This is a genomic window from Bacillus salacetis, assembly GCF_003581585.1.
Lineage (GTDB): Bacteria > Bacillota > Bacilli > Bacillales > Bacillaceae_B > Rossellomorea > Rossellomorea salacetis.
On sequence record NZ_QXIR01000037.1, the window covers coordinates 16,845 to 39,033 of the forward strand.

18 protein-coding genes, 1 pseudogene and 1 riboswitch are annotated in these 22,189 nt (G+C 44.7%); of the genes and pseudogenes, 6 read left to right on the plus strand and 13 right to left on the minus strand.

The window, feature by feature from the left end:
• Window positions 1–242: 242 nt before the first annotated feature.
• Window positions 243–917: an NAD(P)H-dependent oxidoreductase gene (locus D3H55_RS20070; RefSeq protein ID WP_119549088.1), complete on the plus strand. Its 675-nt coding sequence runs from the start codon at window positions 243–245 to the stop codon at window positions 915–917.
• 365 nt (window positions 918–1,282) lie between these two features.
• Window positions 1,283–1,459, plus strand: a pseudogene (locus D3H55_RS20075) (KGG domain-containing protein); the annotation flags it as partial.
• 99 nt (window positions 1,460–1,558) lie between these two features.
• Here the strand turns inward: D3H55_RS20075 and D3H55_RS20080 are convergent.
• Together D3H55_RS20080 and D3H55_RS20085 are read right to left on the minus strand one after the other, a co-directional pair.
• Window positions 1,559–1,771 (minus strand): hypothetical protein, encoded by a 213-nt coding sequence (locus D3H55_RS20080; protein ID WP_119549090.1) that lies wholly within the window; start codon window positions 1,769–1,771, stop codon window positions 1,559–1,561.
• A gap of 11 nt (window positions 1,772–1,782) precedes the next feature.
• Complete coding sequence (locus D3H55_RS20085; RefSeq protein ID WP_119549091.1) at window positions 1,783–1,953, minus strand: Fe3+ hydroxamate ABC transporter substrate-binding protein; 171 nt, start codon at window positions 1,951–1,953, stop codon at window positions 1,783–1,785.
• 170 nt (window positions 1,954–2,123) lie between these two features.
• Here D3H55_RS20085 and D3H55_RS20090 point away from each other — a divergent pair, with 170 nt between their 5' ends.
• Window positions 2,124–3,575: an MDR family MFS transporter gene (locus tag D3H55_RS20090; protein ID WP_119549092.1), complete on the plus strand. Its 1,452-nt coding sequence runs from the start codon at window positions 2,124–2,126 to the stop codon at window positions 3,573–3,575.
• Between the two features lie 370 nt (window positions 3,576–3,945).
• On the opposite strand, the gene argH is transcribed toward D3H55_RS20090, so the two are convergent.
• The 7 genes from argH to D3H55_RS20130 form a co-directional block, all read right to left on the minus strand.
• On the minus strand, window positions 3,946–5,322 hold the full coding sequence (argH, locus tag D3H55_RS20095) for an argininosuccinate lyase (RefSeq protein WP_119549093.1): 1,377 nt from the start codon (window positions 5,320–5,322) through the stop codon (window positions 3,946–3,948).
• A 24-nt stretch (window positions 5,323–5,346) separates the two neighbouring features.
• A complete protein-coding gene (locus D3H55_RS20100; protein ID WP_119549094.1) occupies window positions 5,347–6,597 on the minus strand; it encodes an argininosuccinate synthase in 1,251 nt (416 codons plus the stop codon).
• A gap of 582 nt (window positions 6,598–7,179) precedes the next feature.
• Window positions 7,180–8,577 (minus strand): VWA domain-containing protein, encoded by a 1,398-nt coding sequence (locus D3H55_RS20110; protein WP_119549096.1) that lies wholly within the window; start codon window positions 8,575–8,577, stop codon window positions 7,180–7,182.
• Between the two features lie 585 nt (window positions 8,578–9,162).
• Window positions 9,163–10,173, minus strand: a complete 1,011-nt coding sequence (locus D3H55_RS20115; protein ID WP_119549097.1) for a FecCD family ABC transporter permease — start codon at window positions 10,171–10,173, stop codon at window positions 9,163–9,165.
• On the minus strand, window positions 10,170–11,177 hold the full coding sequence (locus tag D3H55_RS20120) for a FecCD family ABC transporter permease (RefSeq protein WP_119549098.1): 1,008 nt from the start codon (window positions 11,175–11,177) through the stop codon (window positions 10,170–10,172). Before D3H55_RS20120 ends, D3H55_RS20115 begins: the two co-directional genes overlap by 4 nt.
• A 156-nt stretch (window positions 11,178–11,333) precedes the next feature.
• Entirely contained in the window at window positions 11,334–12,254 is a 921-nt protein-coding gene (locus tag D3H55_RS20125) for an iron-hydroxamate ABC transporter substrate-binding protein (protein WP_119549099.1), read from the minus strand.
• Complete coding sequence (locus tag D3H55_RS20130) at window positions 12,205–13,050, minus strand: ABC transporter ATP-binding protein (protein WP_119549100.1); 846 nt, start codon at window positions 13,048–13,050, stop codon at window positions 12,205–12,207. Before D3H55_RS20130 ends, D3H55_RS20125 begins: the two co-directional genes overlap by 50 nt.
• Window positions 13,051–13,213: 163 nt before the next feature.
• Between D3H55_RS20130 and D3H55_RS20135 the strand changes: the two genes are divergently transcribed.
• Window positions 13,214–14,263 carry an NAD(P)/FAD-dependent oxidoreductase gene (locus D3H55_RS20135; protein WP_119549101.1) on the plus strand — a complete coding sequence of 350 codons (1,050 nt, stop codon included), beginning with the start codon at window positions 13,214–13,216 and terminating at the stop codon, window positions 14,261–14,263.
• Between the two features lie 208 nt (window positions 14,264–14,471).
• Here the strand turns inward: D3H55_RS20135 and D3H55_RS20140 are convergent, their stop codons facing one another.
• From D3H55_RS20140 to D3H55_RS20150, 3 genes are read right to left on the minus strand one after another with little or no spacing between them, the layout of a single operon-like run.
• The gene (locus D3H55_RS20140; RefSeq protein ID WP_119549102.1) at window positions 14,472–15,509 is read right to left on the minus strand and encodes a ribonucleotide-diphosphate reductase subunit beta; all 1,038 of its coding nucleotides are present in this window, start codon (window positions 15,507–15,509) and stop codon (window positions 14,472–14,474) included.
• Between the two features lie 15 nt (window positions 15,510–15,524).
• Complete coding sequence (locus D3H55_RS20145; protein WP_119549103.1) at window positions 15,525–17,765, minus strand: ribonucleoside-diphosphate reductase subunit alpha; 2,241 nt, start codon at window positions 17,763–17,765, stop codon at window positions 15,525–15,527.
• Between the two features lie 19 nt (window positions 17,766–17,784).
• A complete protein-coding gene (locus D3H55_RS20150; RefSeq protein WP_205685513.1) occupies window positions 17,785–18,252 on the minus strand; it encodes an acyl-CoA thioesterase in 468 nt (155 codons plus the stop codon).
• Between the two features lie 305 nt (window positions 18,253–18,557).
• A riboswitch (cobalamin riboswitch) is annotated at window positions 18,558–18,742 on the minus strand.
• Window positions 18,743–19,025: 283 nt separating this feature from the next.
• Here D3H55_RS20150 and D3H55_RS20155 point away from each other — a divergent pair.
• Window positions 19,026–19,757: a hypothetical protein gene (locus tag D3H55_RS20155; RefSeq protein WP_168413184.1), complete on the plus strand. Its 732-nt coding sequence runs from the start codon at window positions 19,026–19,028 to the stop codon at window positions 19,755–19,757.
• A gap of 287 nt (window positions 19,758–20,044) precedes the next feature.
• On the opposite strand, the gene D3H55_RS20160 is transcribed toward D3H55_RS20155, so the two are convergent.
• Window positions 20,045–20,569 carry a helix-turn-helix domain-containing protein gene (locus D3H55_RS20160; protein WP_119549105.1) on the minus strand — a complete coding sequence of 175 codons (525 nt, stop codon included), beginning with the start codon at window positions 20,567–20,569 and terminating at the stop codon, window positions 20,045–20,047.
• A 158-nt stretch (window positions 20,570–20,727) separates the two neighbouring features.
• On the opposite strand from D3H55_RS20160, the gene D3H55_RS20165 reads away from it, so the two are divergent.
• Complete coding sequence (locus D3H55_RS20165; RefSeq protein ID WP_119549106.1) at window positions 20,728–21,783, plus strand: ATP-binding protein; 1,056 nt, start codon at window positions 20,728–20,730, stop codon at window positions 21,781–21,783.
• The last annotated feature ends 406 nt before the right edge of the window (window positions 21,784–22,189 follow it).

Below are 22,189 nucleotides of genomic sequence, written 5' to 3' on the forward strand. Positions count from 1 at the left end.
TTTGCTGTTCCTCCCTGCCTTCTATCCATTCAAGAAGGTTAACGGGTATATAATTCCCTCTTCAAAAAAAAAGAAACAGCATCAAAACTATTTCGGTTTCCGTAATAATTGTAGCCTTTCTCCCTCCCTTAGGACAATCAATATGCTCTTGAAATGTGCTCTTTTCGTTTGAGCATCATCACTGAATGGGAATCTGCTAATGTGATACTTTATAAGAGAAGATTTTAAAGGAGATGACATAAGTGAAAAACAAAGAGCAATTGAAGCAGGAGATCCTTGACGCCTTCCATTTCAGACACGCCACAAAGCAATTCGTCCCTGATAAAAAGATTCCGGAAGATGATTTCCGGTTCATCCTTGAAACCGGCCGCCTATCACCAAGCTCATTCGGCTTTGAACCTTGGCGTTTCCTTGTCATCCAAGACCCGGCAATCCAGGAAAAAATCAAAAATACTTCTTGGGGAGCATACACGAAACTTCCAGACGCAAGCCATTTTGTCATTTTTCTTGCCAGGACGAAGAAAGATACGAAGTATGATTCTGAATACCTCAAAGATCAGTTACTGAACATCTCAAAATTCCCTGAAGAGATGCTCGAGAAATTTCTTGGCAGAGTCGAAGAGTTCCAGAGGGAAGACTTCAAACTGCTGGATGGTGACCGGCCGCTTTATGACTGGGCATCTAAACAGACTTACATAGCGCTGGCTAACATGATGACAGCCGCCGCTCAAATTGGAATCGATTCCTGTCCGGTTGAAGGTTTCAATATAGAAAAGATGAATCAACTCTTAGACGAAGAAGGTTTGCTCGAAGACGGGCATTTCAGCATCTCGGTCATGGCAGCGTTTGGCTATCGTGCCGAGGAACCACGACCGAAAACACGCCGGCCATTTGATGATGTCGTTAAGTGGATATAATACTTTTTGCTCAGTGCTTTTAGTGCTGAGCATTTTTTTGCCGGGGCTGCCCGTTTGCGTTGCAGCTGCTGTCTGAAGGACTTAATGAACCATTAGAAAAATTGATCTTCCTCTACATCAGTTCTAGAAGATGTGTTATTTCTACTATTAATGCATTTTCCCTTCTATCCGGGTTGATGGTAGTTTCTTCCACCTTGTTTAAAGAAATGATGAAGGGGAAGACAAAGAGCAGAGACAGAAGTTAAAGCTTTTTGTCTTTTGTAATTGCTGGTGTAACTCGTCTTAGTGGAAAATCAAATTTCTAAACTTAAGGAGGATTTACAATGGCTAGAAACAACAATAACGACAACAATAACAACAAGAACATGACAGTAGAGGAAGCAGGACGCAAAGGCGGAGAAGCTACTTCCAAGAATCATGACAAGGAATTCTATCAGGAAATCGGCCAAAAGGGCGGAGAAGCGACATCTGAGAACCACGACAAGGAATTTTACCAGGAAATCGGTGAAAAAGGCGGAGAAGCCCGCAGCCGACAGAACAATAACAACAATAATAACAATAACAGCAACCGCTAATACTTTGAACCGCAAGAAGCCTGCACAATTGTGCAGGCTTTCTTTTGTTTCTTTTCTTTTGTAACTTCAAAAAACCTTATAACAGGCCCTGCACTGCTGGCCGTTCTTTTGCCGTTTGTTACTTTCACCGCAGCTGGGGCAGAGAACAAACGAGGTGCTTTGATCAAGCCCTTTTTTATGATGGAGGTGGTTCTGCAGCGCCTTGATTGCCATCACCAGAGTAAAAGCCAATGCGGAACCGGAAGCCAGTAAGATCAAGAGTAATACAAATCCACTCATCCGACTGCCCCCTAAGCCTCTTGCTCAAAGCACTGCAAACACAAGAATGCTGCTTCATTCTGAAGGTAAGCTTTGATTTCGGTCATTCCCTTGCGCTTGGGCCATTTCATCTTGATATACACTTCTTCTTCTCCTTCAATCTCTTTTCCGCATTTCATACATTTAGGCTTGTCTCCAAACATTCCTCTTCCCTCCATTTTTTATTCTTTGATTCCTTCATATGACTGTTGTATACGGGGCCGAATTGAATATAGTTTCAGATTCTGCAAAAAACTAAGCCTGCCGCTTGAGAATTTCATCTAAATGAAGGAATATAGATAAGTGTATTTGAAGTTTAAAAATGGAGGAGCTTATGGAAACAAAAATAAATTCTAAAGCAATACTTATTACATTCATGATCGGGGCTTTCTTTGCCATATTGAATGAAACTCTGTTGAATATCGCTCTTACAGAGTTAATGGTTGTCTTCAATATTGATGCCCCTACCGTCCAATGGATGGCGACAGGCTTTATGCTTGTGATGGGGGTGCTGATGCCGATTTCAGCTCTGCTCATACAGTGGTTCACAACCAGGCAGATGTTCATCGGTGTCATGTCGATTTTCCTGCTGGGGACGACGATTGCCGCTTCGGCTCTTAACTTTCCGATGCTGCTAACGGGGAGGATGATCCAGGCAGTGGGTACTGGGCTGCTGATCCCAGTCATCTTCAATGCCCTGCTTCTATTGTACCGTCCAGAAGTCCGAGGGAAAATCATGGGGACATTCGGCCTGGTGATCATGTTCGCTCCGGCAATCGGTCCTACTTTGTCCGGAGTGATAGTCGACCTTCTTGGATGGCGCTGGTTGTTCATCACGGTCATCCCCTTTGCCCTATTCTCGATTCTGTTCGCTTTTAAATACCTGCAGAACGTGGGGGAAGTTACCCGGCCAAAAGTGGACATCTTATCAATCATCCTTTCATCCATCGGGATCGGCGGGATTGTTTACGGCTTCAGCAGTGCAGGAGAAGAAGGGGAAGGCTTTACTTCAGCAAAGATCATCATCATCCTTGCCGTCAGCTTCATCAGTTTGATTGTATTTGTATTCAGGCAGCTCAAGCTTGATCAGCCATTGCTTGATGTACGGGTATTCAAATATAAAAGCTACGCCAGGGGAATCATCATCTTTATCATTGTCATCATGGCCATGTTCGCTTCCGAGATCGTCATGCCGATGTACCTTCAGGGACCACTTGGCTATTCAGCGAAAGTAGCGGGTCTTCTGCTGCTGCCCGGCGCCCTGTTGAATGGGCTGATGTCCCCGACAATGGGCGCGCTGTTTGATAAGTACGGCCCCAGGAAACTGATCATACCGGGAACGATTACCCTTGTTGGAGTGATGATCTTCTTCAGCAATATCAATCCTTCGGTACCGATCTGGGCTTTTATCATCGTCTATATGGTCCTGATGCTATCCATATCAGCCATTATGATGCCATCTCAAACGAATGCGCTCAATGAATTGCCTAAGAACCTTTATCCGCACGGCACGGCGATTGCCAACACGTTGCAGCCTGTTGCAGGTGCCCTGGGTGTTTCTATCTTTGTCAGCATCATGACCCAGGGACAGGCAGACTACCTGGAAGGCAGGTCCGCTGTTACCGAGGAGACTGCCAATCAAGCCATGACATATGGAGTCCACCATGCCTATTGGTTTGCACTGGCTCTGACTGTCATTGCGTTTATCGTTGCCCTCTTTATCAAGAAGGCTGTATCTCCGGATTTTGATGAGGAGAAGAAGCCGGCAGAAGGGGAAGCTTTATAAAGTTTGATTTTTGAGATAAGAAAAAACGAACCCGTGTCGGTGCTTCCCCCGAAAGTTAGCTTTTCAACTTTAACTTTCGGGGTTGCGATACCGTTTGAATGGGTTCGTTTTTTGTATTTTTGATCAATATGAGTCGGTGCCAGCCTTTTTAAGGACCATTTCTGTTTGAAATTGAATACTTATTGGACTCCAGGAACGCTCTATACGCCTTTGAGCTTTGGTTTCCGCTCGCTTTTGGACTCTTGGACCTCTCTACGCGCCTAATCCCTTTAATCCTTGCTCGCTTTTGGACTCTAGAACCTCTATACATGTCCTTGCGCTCTAATCACAGCTCCCTTTTAGAACCAGTCCAGTTCCTCCTCTTAACCTATCAGAGTACCACTTCCTCCTCAGCCAGCTGAATCTGTTTTCTCACTTGGGAAGGAGAAGTCCCGCCATAACTTTCCCGCGCCCCTACCACACGGTCCGGTGAAAGGACTGTATAGATGTCATTTTCAAACAGAGGGCTGAACTGCTTGAATTCTTCCATCTCTAGATCCAGTAAGAACTTCTTTTCCTGAAGAGCGTAAAGGACAATTTTCCCGATGATTTCATGGGCATCCCGGAATGCAACTCCCTTGGTGACAAGGTAGTCGGCGATATCCGTCGCATTGGAGAAGTCCTGATTAACAGCTTTTTGCATGGCATCCTTCCTGACAGTCATGGTTTCAATCATGGGGGCAAGCAGGTTCAGGCAGCCTTCCAGCGTATCAACGGTATCGAACATCCCCTCCTTGTCTTCCTGCATATCCTTGTTGTATGCAAGAGGCAGCCCTTTCAAAACGGTCAGCAGTCCGATCAAGCTTCCATATACCCTTCCAGTTTTTGCCCGGAGCAGCTCCGGTACATCCGGGTTTTTCTTTTGCGGCATGATGCTGGAACCCGTGCAGAAGGAATCATCCAGCTCGATGAATTGGAATTCCTGGCTCGACCAGATGACCAATTCTTCCGAGAGTCTGGAAATATGCGTCATGACCAATGAGCCAACCGATAAGAACTCAACGATAAAATCCCTGTCGCTGACTGCATCCATGCTGTTTGGGTAGACCGTATCAAACCCAAGCAGCTCTGCAGACCGTTCCCGATCAATGGGAAAAGTCGTCCCTGCCAGCGCTCCTGCACCAAGCGGTGACCAGTTCACCCTCTTCATGCTGTCCTTCAGACGCTCTTTATCACGCTGGAACATCCAAAAATAGGCCAGTAGATGATGAGCAAATGATACCGGCTGGGCTCTTTGCAAATGAGTATATCCCGGAATGATCGTTTCCACATTATCCTTTGCCTGTTCTAAAATGGCCTCCTGGACAGCTTTCACCAGTCCGATCAGTTCCTTGGTTTTTCTATTAAGGTAAAGATGCATATCCGTTGCAACCTGATCATTGCGACTTCTCCCTGTATGAAGTTTTCCGCCTGCAGGGCCGATCAGCTCAATCAATTGTTTCTCAATATTCATGTGGATATCTTCATGCTCAACAGAATACTCCATTTCACCCGACTCTATTTTACTTCTAAGCTTCAAAAGTCCTTCAATTATCAGCTTGACGTCTTCTATCGGTATGATCTCCGTCTCACCGAGCATTTTCACATGAGCCAGACTTCCTTCTATATCCTCGAGCGCAAGCTTCTGATCGAATGAAATCGAAGCTGTGAATTCCTCTACCAGTTTGTTTGTCTCTTTTGTAAAACGTCCGCCCCATAGTTTCGCCATTATCATTCCTCCAGACTTTTAAAACTAGACTCCGAGATTTTCTTCTGCAATTTCACTGACGTTCCCCTGACTCTCTTTATCTTCCAGATTCACCTGTGAATAGACTTTTGTCGTCAAACCCCAAAGCTTGATAAACCCGACTGCTGCATCATGGTCGAAGGCATCACCTTTTGAATAGGTGGCAAGCTCTTCATTATAGAGGCTGTTAGCTGACTGGCGGCCGGTGACAAAATGGGTGCCTTTGTGCAGCTTTATACGGATTTTTCCGGAAACCACTTTCTGTGTTTCATCAACGAATGCCTGGAGTGCTTCATTCAACGGAGAATACCAGAGTCCTTCATATATAAGCTTCGCCATCTGGGAATCGACTGTTGCTTTGAAGGCAGTGATTTCACGAGGCAGGGTCAGGAACTCCAGTTCTTTATGTGCGTTAATAAGGATCATCGCCCCTGGATTTTCATACACTTCGCGGGACTTGATCCCTACCAGGCGGTTTTCAATGTGATCGATCCTGCCGATTCCATGCTTACCGCCAATTTCATTAAGGGATTCAATAAGCGGGACAAGCTCCATCTTCTCTCCATTCAGGGCTGTCGGAGTTCCCTGTTCAAAATCAATTTCGAGAATCTCTGCTTCATCAGGCGTCTCTTCAATTGGATTGGTCCAGTCAAATGCCCCCTCTGGTGCCTCTGTCCATGGGTTTTCCAGCACGCCCGCTTCACAGGCACGGCCCCATATATTTGCATCAATCGAATAAGGATTGTCTAAATTGACCGGGATCGGAATCCCTTTTTTCCCGGCATAGTGTATTTCCTCATCACGGGTCATCCCCCACTCCCTTACCGGGGCAACAACTTTCATGCCGGGTGCAAGCGCGTTGATGGAAACCTCGAAACGGACCTGATCATTTCCTTTACCCGTACAGCCATGGGCGACAGCAACCGCTCCTTCTTTTCTCGCAACATCCACAAGCAGCTTGGAAATCAGCGGACGGGATAAAGCGGATGAAAGTGGATATTTCCCTTCGTATAAGCAATTCGCTTTCAAGGCAGGCACAATGTAGTCTTTTGCCAGCATTTCCTTGGCATCAATCATATACGCTTTGACAGCCCCCACCTGGAGAGCCTTCTCCCTAATAAAATCGAGATTTTTCCCTTCTCCGACATCAAGCCCCAAAGCAATGACTTCATACCCGTACTTTTCTTGGATCCACTTTATAGAAACCGATGTATCAAGACCACCGGAATATGCCAGAACAATCTTTTCCTTTGCCAAATCACAACGCATCCTTTCTTCAGTTAGAATGAATTAAAATTTATTATACTGTATTTTTATTCATTTACAACCCTTTTAAAAAATAATAGATAAAAAGATTCATTAATTTTATATACATTTGATTGTATATTTATTTCTCCATGCTTTTGTATATGCCGGCAGATGCCTAGTGTGAAAAAAACTGAAAAGCCCCTCTTTGCGGCTTACGAACTGAAGAGTTTATTATTTGTATGAAGGAAATGAAGAGGGGGAGGGAATTAACATCTGGTATTGTATGCAATCAGGCACTACTTCTTGGTCCATGCCAGGAGTCAGCGAAAATAAAAGATGGATTTGCCTAGAAAATCTCCAGACAAACAAAGAGCATCTGATATTTGGAATGCACGGTCCGCGTTCCAAATATCAGATGCCTTATAAGAATTTCAACAATATATTTTTATCTTCATACGCAGGCTGAGCACCAATTCATAGGTCAACTTGTGCAGTGATCGATAATCAAAACCTGATACCTAAGAGGATAATAGTATTTCTTGTTCTTTAACTAGTTACTGAATGCCTATAATTAAAACGATTGACGATATATTAGTTACTGTTGACGTTTTCCTTATATTTTTTCTCAATCTCAGTTTTGACCGTTTCGAAATTTTCATCGGCCAGGCTTCGCAGTTCCTCCCGGATTTCATCGTTTATCTCAAGATTTCGGCTAAAGCGTTCACTGGTCTTATCAGATAAAAGTTTATACGCTTCCCTGCTGATGTGACCTTGCTCTCTCAATTCATAAAGTGGTTCACGAATATTAAACTTTTCATACCTGTTAGCTTGACCCCAATCTATTCCAAAACTCGGAATGTTTTTTAATTTCTGGTCATATCTTTGGCCGGAAGCATCAGAAATAGAATCGTTTTTCCACTCCTCCCATTTCTTAGCGATATCCTTTGCTTTTTCAAGTTCTTCTTTTAACTCGCTCTGGCTGCGGGCATTGCTGTAAATACCATCTCCCGCTTGAGCAACCTCCTCCAACTGCTTCTGTCCTTCCGGATCCAAATCGAAACCGATTACATTTACAATTGGCTGGATATCTGAATCCGCAAGGCTCTTGGCCTGCGTTATTGGGTCACCGCCGCAAGTCTCTACGCCGTCACTGACCAGGTAGATGATATTGGTGTTGTTTTGGCCATTATATTTACCTAAATCTACTTTAGCTTCCTCAATGGTTTCCGCTAGCGGAGTCCATCCCGCAGGCTGGATGTTGTTTAATGCCGATTGCAGTTTACCAGAATCATAGACATTCATGTCGTATATCAGCTCATTGCTGCTGCAGGAAAGTTCTTTATCTTCATCGGCACCGCTTCCTTTATGCCCGTAGACACGAAGAGCAATATTGGCTCCTTCAGGCAGTTCCTCAGCAAAATCTTCAATGGACCCCTTGGCAATGTCCATCATGGATTTTCCGTCAATTTCCTTTGCCATACTCCCGCTGGCATCCAATAAAATCTCCACATTCAGATTTTCTTTAAATTCGTATCTTGGATCCTTATTCTCCGGGCCGCCAAATGAAGCGACCTCCAGTTCATCAAGTACTTCTGCAGGATTAGGGTAGTCCTCGTGGAATAACGATAGTGCCGTTCGCCAATATAACTCTATCTCATCCTCAGTCGGCGTTCCTTCAATTTTTGGAAGCTTGCCTAATTCGTCGACTGCTGCCTTTTGCTGTTCCGCTGTCAGTTCATCATACTCTTTTCCAGAAAAGGGTCCCGCTTTGGCATTGACGATTTCCACCGAAGTTTCGGAAGGTTTTGGAAGCGACTCAATTAGTTCTTTAATATCTTTCTCTCCCTGCTTCTCCTGCTTCGACTGCCCGGTTTCCGCATCTCCCTCAGCTTTAGTTTTACCCGCTGAAATAGGCTCATTTTCACTGCAAGCTGTGACAAGAAAGATTGATAGAAGAACTGCATAAAGAACAAAGCACTTTTTTTTCATCTGAATAACACTCCTAATCTATTTTTTTCGACACAATGCTGCCTGATTCATTTACTCATTTACCGGTTTTGACTCTGTCCATAGGGTATTGTGGAATACATCTGCCTAAATAAGAATTATGTACAGGGCTTTCCTTAAACCCCAGGTTTGTTATTTTTTATAGCAGCGTTTCATATGTAAAATAATGGAACTTGTGATAAATCCTCTACTATTTACCTCATTTTTCCCACCTCAAAACCTTTTATAGAAAGTTTTTCCTTTTACTAACTATTATTTACTGCCATTTTCTTGAATTGGCGTAAATCCAATTTTAATAATGTTGCATCCTAAATAGTATATTCCTACTGTATGGAACCTGCTTTTAACTTTTTTTTCTGCCGAAGGATACAATTCATTTTACTCTTCTATAATTTAAAATAATTTCTGGAACAAGAACTCCTCTGCTTTTTTCCATCATTATAAGAATCCAAACTTCTTGAGAAGAGGCTGGGAGTAATGCAGATTGAGAATTAGTTTACTTGTTGACTTTAAACTTAGCAAAAAAAAACAGAGACCCGCCTAAGGATCTCTGCTTCATTTAATGGTTTATATTTTTTTCATCAACAGGTACATGAAATATGGTGCCCCGATAAGAGCTGTCATGATTCCTGCCGGTATACCGTCCGGATCAGTAAGGTTCCGTCCGATCGTGTCGGCAAACATCAGCAGCCAGCCCCCTGCCAGGATGGCAACCGGTAAGAATAATTGATGCCTTGGTCCCACAAGGGCTTTTGCAATGTGCGGGGCCATCAGCCCGACAAAGGCGATCCCTCCTGTTACCGAAACTGCCGCCGCAGCCAGGGCAACTGCTGCAAGAAGCAGGGTGAATCTTTCTTTTTCAAGGGACACCCCAACTCCTACTGCAACCGGTTCATTTAATCCAAGCAAATTCAGTTTATTGGCCCGGTAGAGAGTGAATGGAATCAGGATGATCAGCCATGGAAGAATCGCCAGTATAAACGGCCAATCACTTCCCCATACATTCCCTGCAAGCCACCTTGCGATAAAGTCCACTTTTTCACGTTCTGCTGAAGAAATAAGGACGATCATCGTACCGGACAACGCCATGGAAAATCCGACACCGGTCAATACAAGCCGAACTGGCTGAAGACCAGTTGTCCTTTTATATGAAAACACATAGATAAGTATGGCGGTCAGAAGTGCGCCGGCAAAGGCAATCGCCGGGATGGCGTACACGAAGTTCCCTACATCTATCGGAAAGAATAAAAAGAATACAGCGATGGCGGCACCTGCACCCGAATTGATTCCGATGATGCCGGGATCAGCTAAATCGTTTCTGGTGATGCTTTGCAGGATGGCACCTGAAACAGCAAGAGCCATACCTGCAAGCAGGGTGATGACAATTCGCGGCAGCCTTACGGAAAACAGGACAAATTCTTCTTTAAAGCTTCCCTGTCCAAGTAAAGTAGGGATGATCCTGCTGTAGGATAGGCTTGAATACCCCATCCCCATTCCTACGACTGCGGTTAGTATGATGAGAGCCAGCAATAATAGCACGACTCTTCTTTGTTTTTTTATGACGGAAGGATGAATCATGAGAACGCTCTGCCTCCTTTATTGACGATAAAGATGAAGAATGGCAGACCCAAAATAGAAATGATCGCTGCTACCGGGGTTTCGTATGGCATATTGATCGTCCGGCCAAGCGTATCTGCCCAAAGCATGAAGGATGCTCCAAAAAGGGCCGACATCGGTAAAATATAGCGGTAATCCGTCCCGACAAACGCCCGTACAATATGAGGGATCATCAAGCCGATGAAGGCAAGATTTCCAACGAGTGCCACAGAAGCTCCCGCCAGCAATGTCGTTACCACAAAGAGGATTCCTTTGATCCTGCCAACATTCTGGCCAAGACCGACTGCCAATTCATCATTCAGGCTGAGAATCGTCAGCTGCTTTGATAACGCAAAGGAAATAATCAATCCCAAAGCGATGAATGGCACAATGACATTGAGCTGGGACCATGTTGTGCCGATGAGTCCCCCCGCCGTCCACATCGTTACATCCTTGGAAATTTTAAAATACAAACCGATCCCTTCTGCAACAGCATATAAAAACGCCGAGACTGCGGCACCTGCCAACACAATTCTTAGAGGCGAAAAACCTCCTTTTTTGGCTGCACTCATGCCAAAGACAAGGATGGCACCAACTGATGCACCGATAAAACAGGCAATCATGATCACAAAATAATTAGCCGAGGGCAGAAACGCCAGCGTGAAGGCAAGCGCTGCATTGGCTCCCGCGGTCAAACCAAGCAGACCAGGGTCCGCCAGCGGATTGCGGGTCAATCCTTGCATGACTGCACCCGATACTCCAAGGGCTGCTCCAACCGTGAGGGCGGCAGCTTCCCGGGGCAGCCGGATTTCCCGTATGATCGAATTGGAAGCATTTGTTTCCGAAGCGAAGATTGCGCCCCAAACATCCTTAATACTGATATCAGCTGCACCAAGAGCCATCGCAGCTGTAAAAGAAATCAACAGGAGTACAATCCCGATAATGAACTTATATAAAATTTTGAATGGCTGAGATACATTTTCCATGGATATCATCTCTTCTTATGTATTTATACTGCTTCTTACCGAAAAAAAGGAATTCTTCACGGAGAAGAATTCCTTCTAAAACCCTTTATCACTCTAACGCGTTACCACATCCGGGGACTGTCCCTTTTAGTGCTTTAAAGTGGTAAACTTTTTGTTTTAGAATGCTTCTTTGAAAGTCTCTAGTTGATGCTCAAGTGTGAGAGGATCGTTAAAGTAGAATTCCATCATATTGACTTCGATCACCTGGTTGTTTTTTACTGCCGGGATATTCTTGTACGTGTCCGTTTCCATGAATGAATTATCCTGGTCAGGATCCCTGCTCAAGACCACATAGTCACCTGCAAACTCAGGAAGGACTTCCAGTGAAACAGCATAGTAACCTGGTTCAAGGGCAGATTCTTTTACTTTTTCAGGCATCTTCAGGCCCATCTCCTGATAAAGGATTTCCGTTCCGCGGCCCCAATTATCTCCGTACACATAAATCTGCTTATTGAAGTTTTCCAGAACTGAAACAGTTGTGTCTTCGCCGATTTTTCCTTTGATCTCTTCTCCTGCAGCTTTGGCGCGGGATTTGAAATCATCCACCCATTTCTGTGCTTCTTCTTCTTTGTTCAGGAGTTTACCGATCTCAACATGCTGTGTGAGGTAGTCAACCTTACCGTATGTAAATGTCACTGTCGGCGCAATTTCTTTCAGCTTGTCAACATTCTTGATGTTAGAAAGGCCGATGATCAGGTCCGGATCAAGTTCAATGATTTTCTCAAGGCTTTCATCTGTTACTTCTTCGACGCCTTCCAATCTTTCTTCAAAGCGGGGGTTCATTTTGGACCATGAGTCGACTCCCACAAGGTCAACATCCAGTGCCATGACATTCCCTGCAAAAGAGGATAAGACGATTACACGCTGGGGATCGGCAGGCACCTCGACCGGCCCGTTTTCCGATTCATAGGTGATTGTTTCAGATTCCTTCTCCTTATTATCACTTTCCCCACTTGAGCTGTTGTTCTCTGTATTGTTTCCGCATGCACTAAGAAGTAGCGCGGCTAAGAGCAGAAACGGCAAAATTAGTTTTTTCATGGTGTTCTTCTCCTTTTAATAAATGATAAGTCATGCACATTGGTTTATTTGTGCGGGGATCACGCCCTATGACAGCATCGATCTGGAAAACCTGCTGAAGGACTTTATTTGTGACTACTTCCTCGCAATTGCCTGCTTTAATGATATTGCCTTCTTTCAGCGCGATGATATGGTCTGCAAACCGTGCAGCCTGATTGATATCGTGAAGGACCATCACAATCGTTCTTCCCTGTTCTTCATTCAACTTCCGCAGCAATTCCAGAACTTCAAGCTGGTGGGCCATATCCAGATAGGTGGTAGGCTCGTCGAGGAAAATCATTTCCGTCTCCTGGGCGATGGCCATTGCGATCCAGACCCTTTGGCGCTGCCCGCCAGATAAGGAATCGACAGGCAAGTATTTAAATTCGGCCGTTCCGGTCGTTTCGAGAGCCCAGTCGATGACTTCAATATCTTTTTTCGTCAACCGGCCAAAACCGCTTTGATAAGGGAATCTTCCGTAGGATACCAATTCCCCGACCGTCAAGCCCCCTGCACTCTCAGGGTTCTGCGGCAGGATTGCCATCTTTTTCGCCAGTTTTTTGGTATCCTCTTTGGTAATGCTTTTCCCATCCAGAATAACAGAGCCGCTCTGAAAGCGGATAATCCTGGTTAACGCTTTCAAAAGAGTCGATTTCCCACAGCCGTTAGATCCAATAATCGTTGTTATTTTTTTATCTGGAATTTCAATCGACATATCTTTCACAATCAATTTCTCACCGTAGCCAATATGTAATTGATCCGTGTGAAGGCGAACCATTTAGACCCTCCTGTAAATTTAGTATTCTTATTTGATATTTTCTCGTTGATAATGATTATCACTTTCGGTTACAATGTAACTATAAATCTTTTAAAAAAATCTGTCAATATTCTTTTTAGATTGTTTTATATAAAAAATGCGCAGATATAAGGAGCGGTCATTAATGAAGGAAATCGAATGCTTTGATGTCACCATCATTGGTGGAGGTCCGGCCGGCCTATACTCGGCTTTCTACAGCGGATTGAGGGAAATGAAAACAAAAATCATTGAGTTCCAGCCTCAGCTCGGCGGCAAGATCCACGTGTATCCGGAGAAAATGATTTGGGATGTCGGGGGATTAATGCCAACTCCTGGAGCAAAGCTGATTGATCAATTGGTCCATCAGGGACTGACTTTCAATCCGGAAGTTGTCTTGAATGAGAAGATTGTCTCCATTGCACGGAGCAGCAATGGACTCTTTATTTTGAAAGCGGCATCAGGGAACCTCCACTATACCAGGTCTGTCATTGTAGCGGTGGGCAGCGGCATCCTTCAGCCTCAAAAACTGAATATCGAAGGGGCGGACCGCTTTGAAATCTCCAATTTGCACTACACCGTCAAATCCTTAAAATATTTCAAAGACCGTACCGTCGTCATCTCAGGCGGCGGCAACTCCGCCATTGATTGGGCCAACGAGCTCGTACCCATTGCCAAAAAGGTGTATCTCACCTGCCGGAAGGATCAGCTGGGAGGGCATGAGGCACAGGTGACACAGCTGTCGAACAGTACTGCTGAATGTCTGATGAGCACTTCTATAACAAAGCTGATTGCAAAAGACGGGGAAGATGTGATCGACAGGGTTGAACTGACGAACAATGTCACCCATGAAACTTCCTTCCTTCCTGTGGATGATGTGATCATTAATCATGGATTTGATATGGACGCCTCGCTTCTTAAAGAAAGCGAACTGAATATCAGGATGCTCGAAGACTTCTATGTTGAAGGATCTGTCATGGGTGAGTCTTCCATCCCCGGCATCTTTGCTGCTGGTGACATTCTCAAACATGACGGCAAGCTGAATCTGATCGCTGGCGCTTTCCAGGATGCGGCCAATGCAGTCAACAAAGCAAAACAGTATATCCAGCCGGATGCCGGTGCTTTTGCAATGGTTTCCTCCCATAATGAGGTATTCAAGGACAGGAACAAAGAATTGGTCCGTCAGTTAGTGAAGTGACAGTGAAAAAGGCGTATTCCCTTTGATGGGGATACGCCTTCTTGATTTGTTGGTTGAGCCTGGCTCAGATCCGCGCTTTTGAGCCTGGCTCAGATCCGCCTTTTTGAGCCTGGCTCAGATCCACCTTTTTGAGCCTGGCTCAAATCCACCCTTTTGAGCCTGGCTCAGAACCGCCCTTTTGTGCCAGGCACCAATCATCCAAGCTCCTTTAAAGCTCATCAAACCCATTGGCATCCGAGGTTTTTGCATACTGCCTGGATTTCTGTTCAAAGAAATCCGTCTTGCCGAGGTCGACTTCCTGGTAGGCAACGATCCACCTTAATGGATTGGTCCTGTGTCCTTCAAACGGCGCATCAAAGCCCATCTGCTGTGACCGTCTATTGGCCATGAACTTGATGTAGGCTTCCAGATCGGACATCAACAGGCCGTCGATGTCATCCCCGATGATCTCCTCTGCCCATTCAATTTCGAGTACCGCCGCCTTCCGGAATGCCTCAACCCCGAATTTTTTGAGATCCGCTGTGTCATACTCTGGGTTTTCCAGCAGCACTTCCTTGAAGATTTTTTCAAACAGCCCGACATGCAGCTGTTCATCCCGGTTGATATAGTTGATCATCGTCGAAGTGGCGACCATCTTTTGATTGCGCGCCAGGTTATAGAAGAATGCAAATCCCGAGTAAAAGAACAGCCCTTCAAGGATGACATCATACACAATGGAACGAAGCAGGTTTTCTACGCTGGGATTTTCCGCAAACCCCTGGTAGCCGTTTGTGATAAAGTCATTGCGCTTCCGCAAGGTCGGTTCCGTTCTCCAGTAATCAAATACCTCGTCCTGCTGTTTTTTTGACACTATGCTTGACAATACATAGCTGTAGGAGTGATTATGGACAACTTCCTGCTGGGCAAGGATGATCATCAGTGCATTGAGGCTCGAGTCCGTCAAATAGTCGGCAACCTTTCCTGCATAATCCGTCTGGATGCTGTCCAGCAATGCAAGAAGTCCTATCACTTTCAAGAAGGTTTCCTGTTCACGATTCGTCAGATCAGGGAATTGCTTGATGTCCTTGGACATATTGATCTCAAAGGGTGTCCAGAAATTCCCCAGCATTCTTTTGTATTTGGGATAAGCCCACGGAAACCTCACATCATCCCAGTTTAGTATATTTGAGCTCCTGCCATTAATGATCGCAGTCGAAGCATTCGGAGCACCTGAATCAATCAATTTTCTTCTTTCTAAATCCAACATTCCTCATCCTTTCCTTTAGCTGTGGCAGCTCTCGCAATCTTCTATTTCGGCATTGGAGGTCGAGCGTACATAATAGGTCGTTTTCAATCCTGATTTCCATGCATCAAGATGAATATCCAGCAGGGCTTTTGCCTTGATATCATTCCGGACATACAGGTTGAAGGAAATCGACTGATCGATATGGCGCTGGCGCTTGGCATTTTGTTTGATGCTCCAATGCTGATCGATATTATAAGCAGTCTTGTAATACCATGTCGTATGCGGCGATAGATCCGGCGCCGTTACCGGAATCTTATAATCTTTCTTTTCCTCGGAATACTCGTGGCGGAAAACCGGGTCGATGCTTGCAGTCGATCCGGCTATCAAAGAGGTCGATGAATTGGGGGCTACAGCCATCAAGTAGCCATTTCGCACGCCGTTCCGGTGCACCTCTTCCTTAAGCTCCCGCCACCTCCGCGAATTGTATCCTCTCTTTTCAAAGTACTCTCCTGTCGACCACTCCGATCCGGTAAAATACGGATAAGCCCCTTTTTCCTCTGCTAAAGCCGAACTTGCCTTTATAGTATGATAAGCGATCTCTTCATACAGTGAGTCACAGTAATCCACGGCTTCTTCACTTTCCCACTTGATCCCTTCCAGAGCGAGAAGGTGGTGCCAGCCGTAAGTTCCAAGCCCGATTCCGCGGTATCTTTCATTCGTCAGCTGAGCCTGAAGCACCGGAATCTCATTAATATCTATAACATTATCGAGCATCCTGACAGCAATCGTGATGACTCTTTCAAGAACCCCGTCCTTAACAGCCTTTGCAAGCGAAAGGGACGACAGGTTGCAGACAACATAGTCCCCCGGTTTCTTATAGGTGATGATGGTCCCGTCTTCCACCCTTTCTTCCTCCATAACCGTCGCGCTCATGTTCTGGGTGATTTCTGTGCAGAGATTGCTGCAATAAATCATTCCTTTATGCTGATTCGAATTGAATCTGTTGACCGTATCCCTGTAAAACATGTAAGGTGTCCCCGTTTCAAGCTGTGAAATCATTATTGATTTAAACAGTTCGATTGCGGGAACGGTCGTGCGGGACAGGTCAAGATTAAATACACACTCCCAATATTTTTCCCGGAATGAGCCACGGCCCTGCTCCTCATCAAAATAGTCTTCCAGGGAAAATCCCATCACTTTCCTCACTTCATGGGGATCAAACAAATACCAGTCCCCCCTGTTTTCCACCTGCTCCATGAACAGGTCGGGAATGCAGACACCCGTAAATAGATCATGGGTCCGCTGGCGTTCATCTCCATTGTTCAGTTTTGAATCGAGGAACGGAAAAATGTCCTTGTGCCATACATCCAGATAAACCGCAATCGCTCCCTGCCTCTGCCCCAGCTGATCGACAGACACCGCTGTGTTATTCAGCTGCTTCATCCAGGGAATGACACCTGAACTGACTCCTTTAAAGCCTTTGATATCACTGCCGCGGCTTCTGATCTTACCGAGATAAATGCCGATTCCGCCGCCGTTTTTGCTCAATGTCGAGACGTCCGTATTGGAGTCATAAATGCTCCGAAGGTCATCTTCCACCGTATCGATGAAGCAGCTTGAAAGCTGTCCATAGCTTTTTCCGGCATTCGCCAAAGTGGGAGTCGCAACGGTCATATACAGATTTGACAATGCCCAGTAAGCCTCTTTAATTAATTCCAGGCGCTTCTCTTTTGGCTCATCGGCTAAAAGAGTCATCGCAATGACCATGAACCGTTCCTGCGGGAGCTCAATGAATTTTCCATCATGGGACTTGGCCAAATATCTTTCTGCCAGCGTGACGATTCCTATGTACGTAAATAATCGGTCCTTTTCCGGATCAATCATCTTTTCCAAGGTATGAATCTCTTCTTTGCTATAACTTTGAAAGAGGCTTCTGTCATAGATTCCCAGTCCAGCCAAGAGAGCGATCATGTCATAGAAGGACCCGTATCCTTTGGAGGACAGCGTCCCTCTGGAAATCGAGCTTGCGCGGTATAACTTTTTCAAATAGATATCCGCTGCCACATAGGTCCAGTCGGGTTCCAAACTGCTGATCCTCTCCACCGCTGCAAGGATAAGCAGATTATCCAGCTGCTCATCATCGGCATCCTTCTTCACTTCCAACGCTTTCAGCACCTTCTCCTCGTACTCTGTGAAAGACAGGGACTGATGCCTGTCCTTCATTTCTCCAAGCATCTGTACGGCCCCCTGTGTCCTAATTTCTGTCTTTAATTCCATATCAATTCCTCCTGTCTTTCTATTGATTTCTCATTTCAAGCCTGCGTTGTTTGCGGAGCTTGGCAGTTCTAAGCAGGCTTTCCTCTTCCTCCGTCTGCGGGATCACGCCGGGTACCGGTGTCGGCCGTCCTTCCTCATCCTTTGCCACCATTGACAAGATCGATGTCGTAGTAAGAGTTTTTTCTCCTGATTCAAGGTCTTCACTCTCCACTTTCACAAAGACTTCCATCGAGGTGCGTCCCGTTGAAATGACGCAGGCCTCCAGTGTCAATATGTCGCCGACTTCTGCCGAAGACAGGAAATTGACCGTATCGATGGATGCCGTCACCACAACTTTCCGGCTGTGTTTCATAGCGGCGATTGCGGCAATCTCATCGATATAAGACAAGACAGTCCCCCCAAAGATAGTGCCCATATGATTGGTATCAGGCGGGAGCACCAGCCGTGTCACCACTGTCCTTGATACATGGGAAGATAAAGCTTCCATTATTCATTTCTCCTTTTACTGAAAATGTTTTCCTCAAGGGAAAAGCGGGAAGGAATAAACGCCTTGGCCAGCCCCGACAGACGGCTCTTTTACCTTCGTGACGGATTGGATTATGACTCAGAGGGGCTGTGCACTGGTTGAAGAATCCACTTATTAACATCCAGCCACACCACAGGACTCTTAATTTTCCTAAAAGAAAAAAACCCATCACTAAGGATGGGTTCATCAAACGCTGATAGATTAATAGACAAATATTCAAGCCTACCAATGTATCCTCGTTCTACCTTCCCAATTCCCGAAGAAGATAAGACGCTATAAACATGGCAGGTCTCCTGACTTGTGCTTCACTCTACTTTAAGTCCTTCCCGTCTTCGGATGAAGACAGTGGCAGTTACTTATTTCGTCGGCACTTACAGTTGCGGGGACAGTTCCGGATTTTCACCGGATTCCCTATTAAGTCTATATAGACACCATTTTTATCGGCATTACACAATATGTAGTTATTAACTATAAAACCAGACACATAATATTGTGTTCTCTTTTTAGATGATAAAGGAATCTCTGAAGGATTACAATAGATTTGCTTGTAATATTTCCAATGTTTTTTTAGAATTCTTTTTCTTGGAATGTCATATCAGAACTTTAAAATGAAGGAATCGATTTGCAAGGAAAGAATGATCTACTTCATGAGATCTGAAGAAATGATTTATACTTGTATTGTTTGTATTGGCCAACGCTGGAACTACAAATAAAAATAGAAGGAGGGGCCGTCATTGGAGCCAAAGCTTTCTTCCTACCTGACTCAGATCCGTTCTTTATCTCTTCCCCTTACCAAAGAACAATTGCTTACACCCGGGTTTTTGGTGGAAAAGGAAGGGGATTTGGAAATGTATTACTCTCCTCATAACGAATCTGTCAATAGCGAGGCAAGGGTCATCATTGTTGGCATTACCCCCGGCTGGACACAGATGAAGACAGCTTATGAAGAGATATTAAACAGCGTGGAAATGGAGAAAAGCCAATCCCGGCTTTTACAGACAGCAAAAGCCGCCGGCTTCTCGGGGTCGATCAGAAGGAATCTCATTGGCATGCTTGATCAAATAGGGCTTGCCGAATGCCTCAATATCGAAAGTACTTTATCACTGTTTCATGAAAACCGGTCTTTACTGCACACCACTTCGGTTATAAAATACCCTGTGTTCATTGACCGGCAAAATTATACCGGCCACAAACCGGCACTAAGTCAATCGAATTTACTCTCTTGTTACGCATTCAAGATTTTCCCTGAAGAGCTTAACCAGATCGACCCCAGTGCAATAGTAATCCCGCTAGGAAGAACAGTCGAATCCGTTCTCCTTAAGCTCAAGGAAGAACACAGGATTTCTCAAACCCTGTTAACAGGATTTCCCCATCCTTCTGGAGCAAATGGGCACAGGCTTAAACAATTCCGCCAGAACAAGCATGAAATGACCTCCACCATCAGGGCGTGGGCAGATTCTGAGTAATAATCATAACCATCATTTCGAGTATAAAAAGCTTGAGGACGAAATCAAAAATGATTTCGTCCTCCGAGTATCTACATATGGCTCATTTCGTAAAATCTGTTGATATTCAATATAAATTTTTAATAATATCCTGGTAAATCGCGGTAAAAACCCCGGTAAGCAGGAAAGAAAGAGCTGCTCATTGTTTTTCGGGAGTGAAACCTTTGAATACAGGGAAAAAATCCTGCACTTAGGATTTTTCCGAAAGCAACAATATAGGCGAAACCAGCCCTACATATTGACTCTGCTTACTCCATTTCAGTTGATGAAGTCGCCACACCGATAATTTGGTCATTATCATCAAGAAGCGGCTGGGCAAAGACGTCATAATTGATGGCTCCAGTGGATAATGGAAAAAGGATCTTTCTGCGGATCGTCATTTTTGTATCGAGGACTTCCTGCTTCAGCTTTTCCATATCGCGGGTGCCTGGGTTGTCATCAATCTCTATATCCGTTTTTCCGATAACTGATTCGGCATCGAAATCTGCATGGGGATTATAGATCCAGGTATATTTCAAAGAGCGGTCACAGTGTGCTAATATCATAGGTGAATTGTGCAGGGAAATGAGGAATGGGTTTTCTTCCATTGAAAAGGCAGAGTAGTGGAACTCCAGTATCCGGGCGATCTTTTTGGCAACATCTTCGCTCGGTTTGCGTTCACCCTTCTCTATCTGGGCATAGTATGATCGATCGATATATGCCTTTTGTGCAATCTGCTGCTGAGTGTAGCTTCTATCTTTTCTAAGTTTTATCAACCATGATCGAATCGTCATAATAAGCAACCTTTCCTGCAAATTAAGAGAAGTGGCTAATTAGCCACGTACATTCCATTATCGTTTAAATCACCCCTTAAGTCACGTGGCAGAATTGCCACCACATCAATCCGAGTGTTTTTGACTCCTCATGGTAAAATATAGGCGGAGGAGATTTAATGATCAAGGACTTTGATTTTTCCCATTTAATTGATAATAGTCTTGATGCGAAAGCCATATTGAGATCGGGAATCATTTTATATGCGAACCAGAGATTTACAGACCTTCTTGGTTTTCCTCAAGGAGAAGTAATTATCGGCTGTGACATTTTCCACTACACCCATCCTGACTACCATGAAATAGGTCTGGTTCGCAGAACATGTGTAGTGAACGGGGATGTTGTGCCATTCATCGAGCAAAAATTGATTGGCTTTGATGGCAGGATGATCGATGTAGAGGTAATGGCTGCCCCTCTTCTTCACAGCAGCGGTGAAATTTTTGTTCATGCAATTTTCCGTGATTTATCTGGTATCAAAAAAAAGGAAGAGCTGCTCAGGCAATCGGAAAAGCTTTCACTCATCGGCGAGCTGGCGTCCGGGATTGTCCATGAGATCAGGAACCCTTTAACGGCAATGAAAGGCTTCCTGCAATTAATGAAAAGCTACCCGAATCCCGAATATGTTGATATTGTCCTCAAGGAATTAAATCAGATAGAAGAGATTGCCAACGAGCTACTTCAATTTTCAAAGCCCGGAGAGCGTCGATTGACAAGACAAAACATCCTGGAAATCGTCAGGGAAGCTGTTAATTTTTCCGGTGCCGAGTCCTTCAAACGTAAAATTAAAGTCGAACTGCATGACCATCCCCAAAGAGAAATAGAAATTCTCGGAAACAAAACACAGTTAAAACAAGTTTTGTTGAACATTATCAAGAATAGCATCGATGCTATTAAAAATGACGGAAAGATCAATATACATATAAGCAAGGATCAACAAAATGTCTATATACATATTAGTGACAATGGAGTTGGAATACCCAAAGAACAACTCAGCAAAATCGGACAGTCCTTTTTTACAAGCAAAGAAAAAGGAACCGGCCTTGGATTGATGGTCTCTTTCAATATTATTAAAAATCATAATGGCTCGATCCATATAGATAGTGAAGAGAACCACGGAACCACTTTCAAAATTTCATTGCCATTGGCAAATAAAGAAGCCCTTCCCCTTTCTTACTAAGGATGAGGGCTTTTTTTGGCAGTTTCACAATATCTTATGGAAGCGGATGAAATGGCGGTAGATCTTCATGCCTGCTGTAAAAAACATTTCCCAGCCCCTTCATCCCCCTCGCCGGCACGGGTAATTTCAGCGTGCCCTTCCGTGGACCTCTTACAAGGCTGTTTTCGCTTATGCACTACTATATACAGAAATGGTCATTTTCAGCGGCCAGTGCATATTGTAAAGTCTGATCATTTTTTTATACGATTCTTCAGCACCAATAGCTGCTTTGGAAAAGACAGTTTTCTCATCTGCTGCTGCTTTCTGAAAAGTCCCATAACACGGGTTGCTCCCTGGATACTGGAAATTTCATTTCCTCAACAGGAAGAGCAGATCCTTTCTTTCTAATTTACAAAGGTTATATGAT

Coding starts and splice junctions, on each gene's coding strand:
- D3H55_RS20080 (WP_119549090.1), bottom strand. CDS start 1,771: ATGAGTGGATTTGTATTACTCTTGATCTTACTGGCTTCCGGTTCCGCA.
- D3H55_RS20085 (WP_119549091.1), bottom strand. CDS start 1,953: ATGTTTGGAGACAAGCCTAAATGTATGAAATGCGGAAAAGAGATTGAA.
- D3H55_RS20090 (WP_119549092.1), top strand. CDS start 2,124: ATGGAAACAAAAATAAATTCTAAAGCAATACTTATTACATTCATGATC.
- argH (WP_119549093.1), bottom strand. CDS start 5,322: ATGGCGAAACTATGGGGCGGACGTTTTACAAAAGAGACAAACAAACTG.
- D3H55_RS20110 (WP_119549096.1), bottom strand. CDS start 8,577: ATGAAAAAAAAGTGCTTTGTTCTTTATGCAGTTCTTCTATCAATCTTT.
- D3H55_RS20115 (WP_119549097.1), bottom strand. CDS start 10,173: ATGATTCATCCTTCCGTCATAAAAAAACAAAGAAGAGTCGTGCTATTA.
- D3H55_RS20120 (WP_119549098.1), bottom strand. CDS start 11,177: ATGGAAAATGTATCTCAGCCATTCAAAATTTTATATAAGTTCATTATC.
- D3H55_RS20125 (WP_119549099.1), bottom strand. CDS start 12,254: ATGAAAAAACTAATTTTGCCGTTTCTGCTCTTAGCCGCGCTACTTCTT.
- D3H55_RS20130 (WP_119549100.1), bottom strand. CDS start 13,050: ATGGTTCGCCTTCACACGGATCAATTACATATTGGCTACGGTGAGAAA.
- D3H55_RS20135 (WP_119549101.1), top strand. CDS start 13,214: ATGAAGGAAATCGAATGCTTTGATGTCACCATCATTGGTGGAGGTCCG.
- D3H55_RS20140 (WP_119549102.1), bottom strand. CDS start 15,509: ATGTTGGATTTAGAAAGAAGAAAATTGATTGATTCAGGTGCTCCGAAT.
- D3H55_RS20145 (WP_119549103.1), bottom strand. CDS start 17,765: ATGGAATTAAAGACAGAAATTAGGACACAGGGGGCCGTACAGATGCTT.
- D3H55_RS20150 (WP_205685513.1), bottom strand. CDS start 18,252: ATGGAAGCTTTATCTTCCCATGTATCAAGGACAGTGGTGACACGGCTG.
- D3H55_RS20160 (WP_119549105.1), bottom strand. CDS start 20,569: ATGACGATTCGATCATGGTTGATAAAACTTAGAAAAGATAGAAGCTAC.
- D3H55_RS20165 (WP_119549106.1), top strand. CDS start 20,728: ATGATCAAGGACTTTGATTTTTCCCATTTAATTGATAATAGTCTTGAT.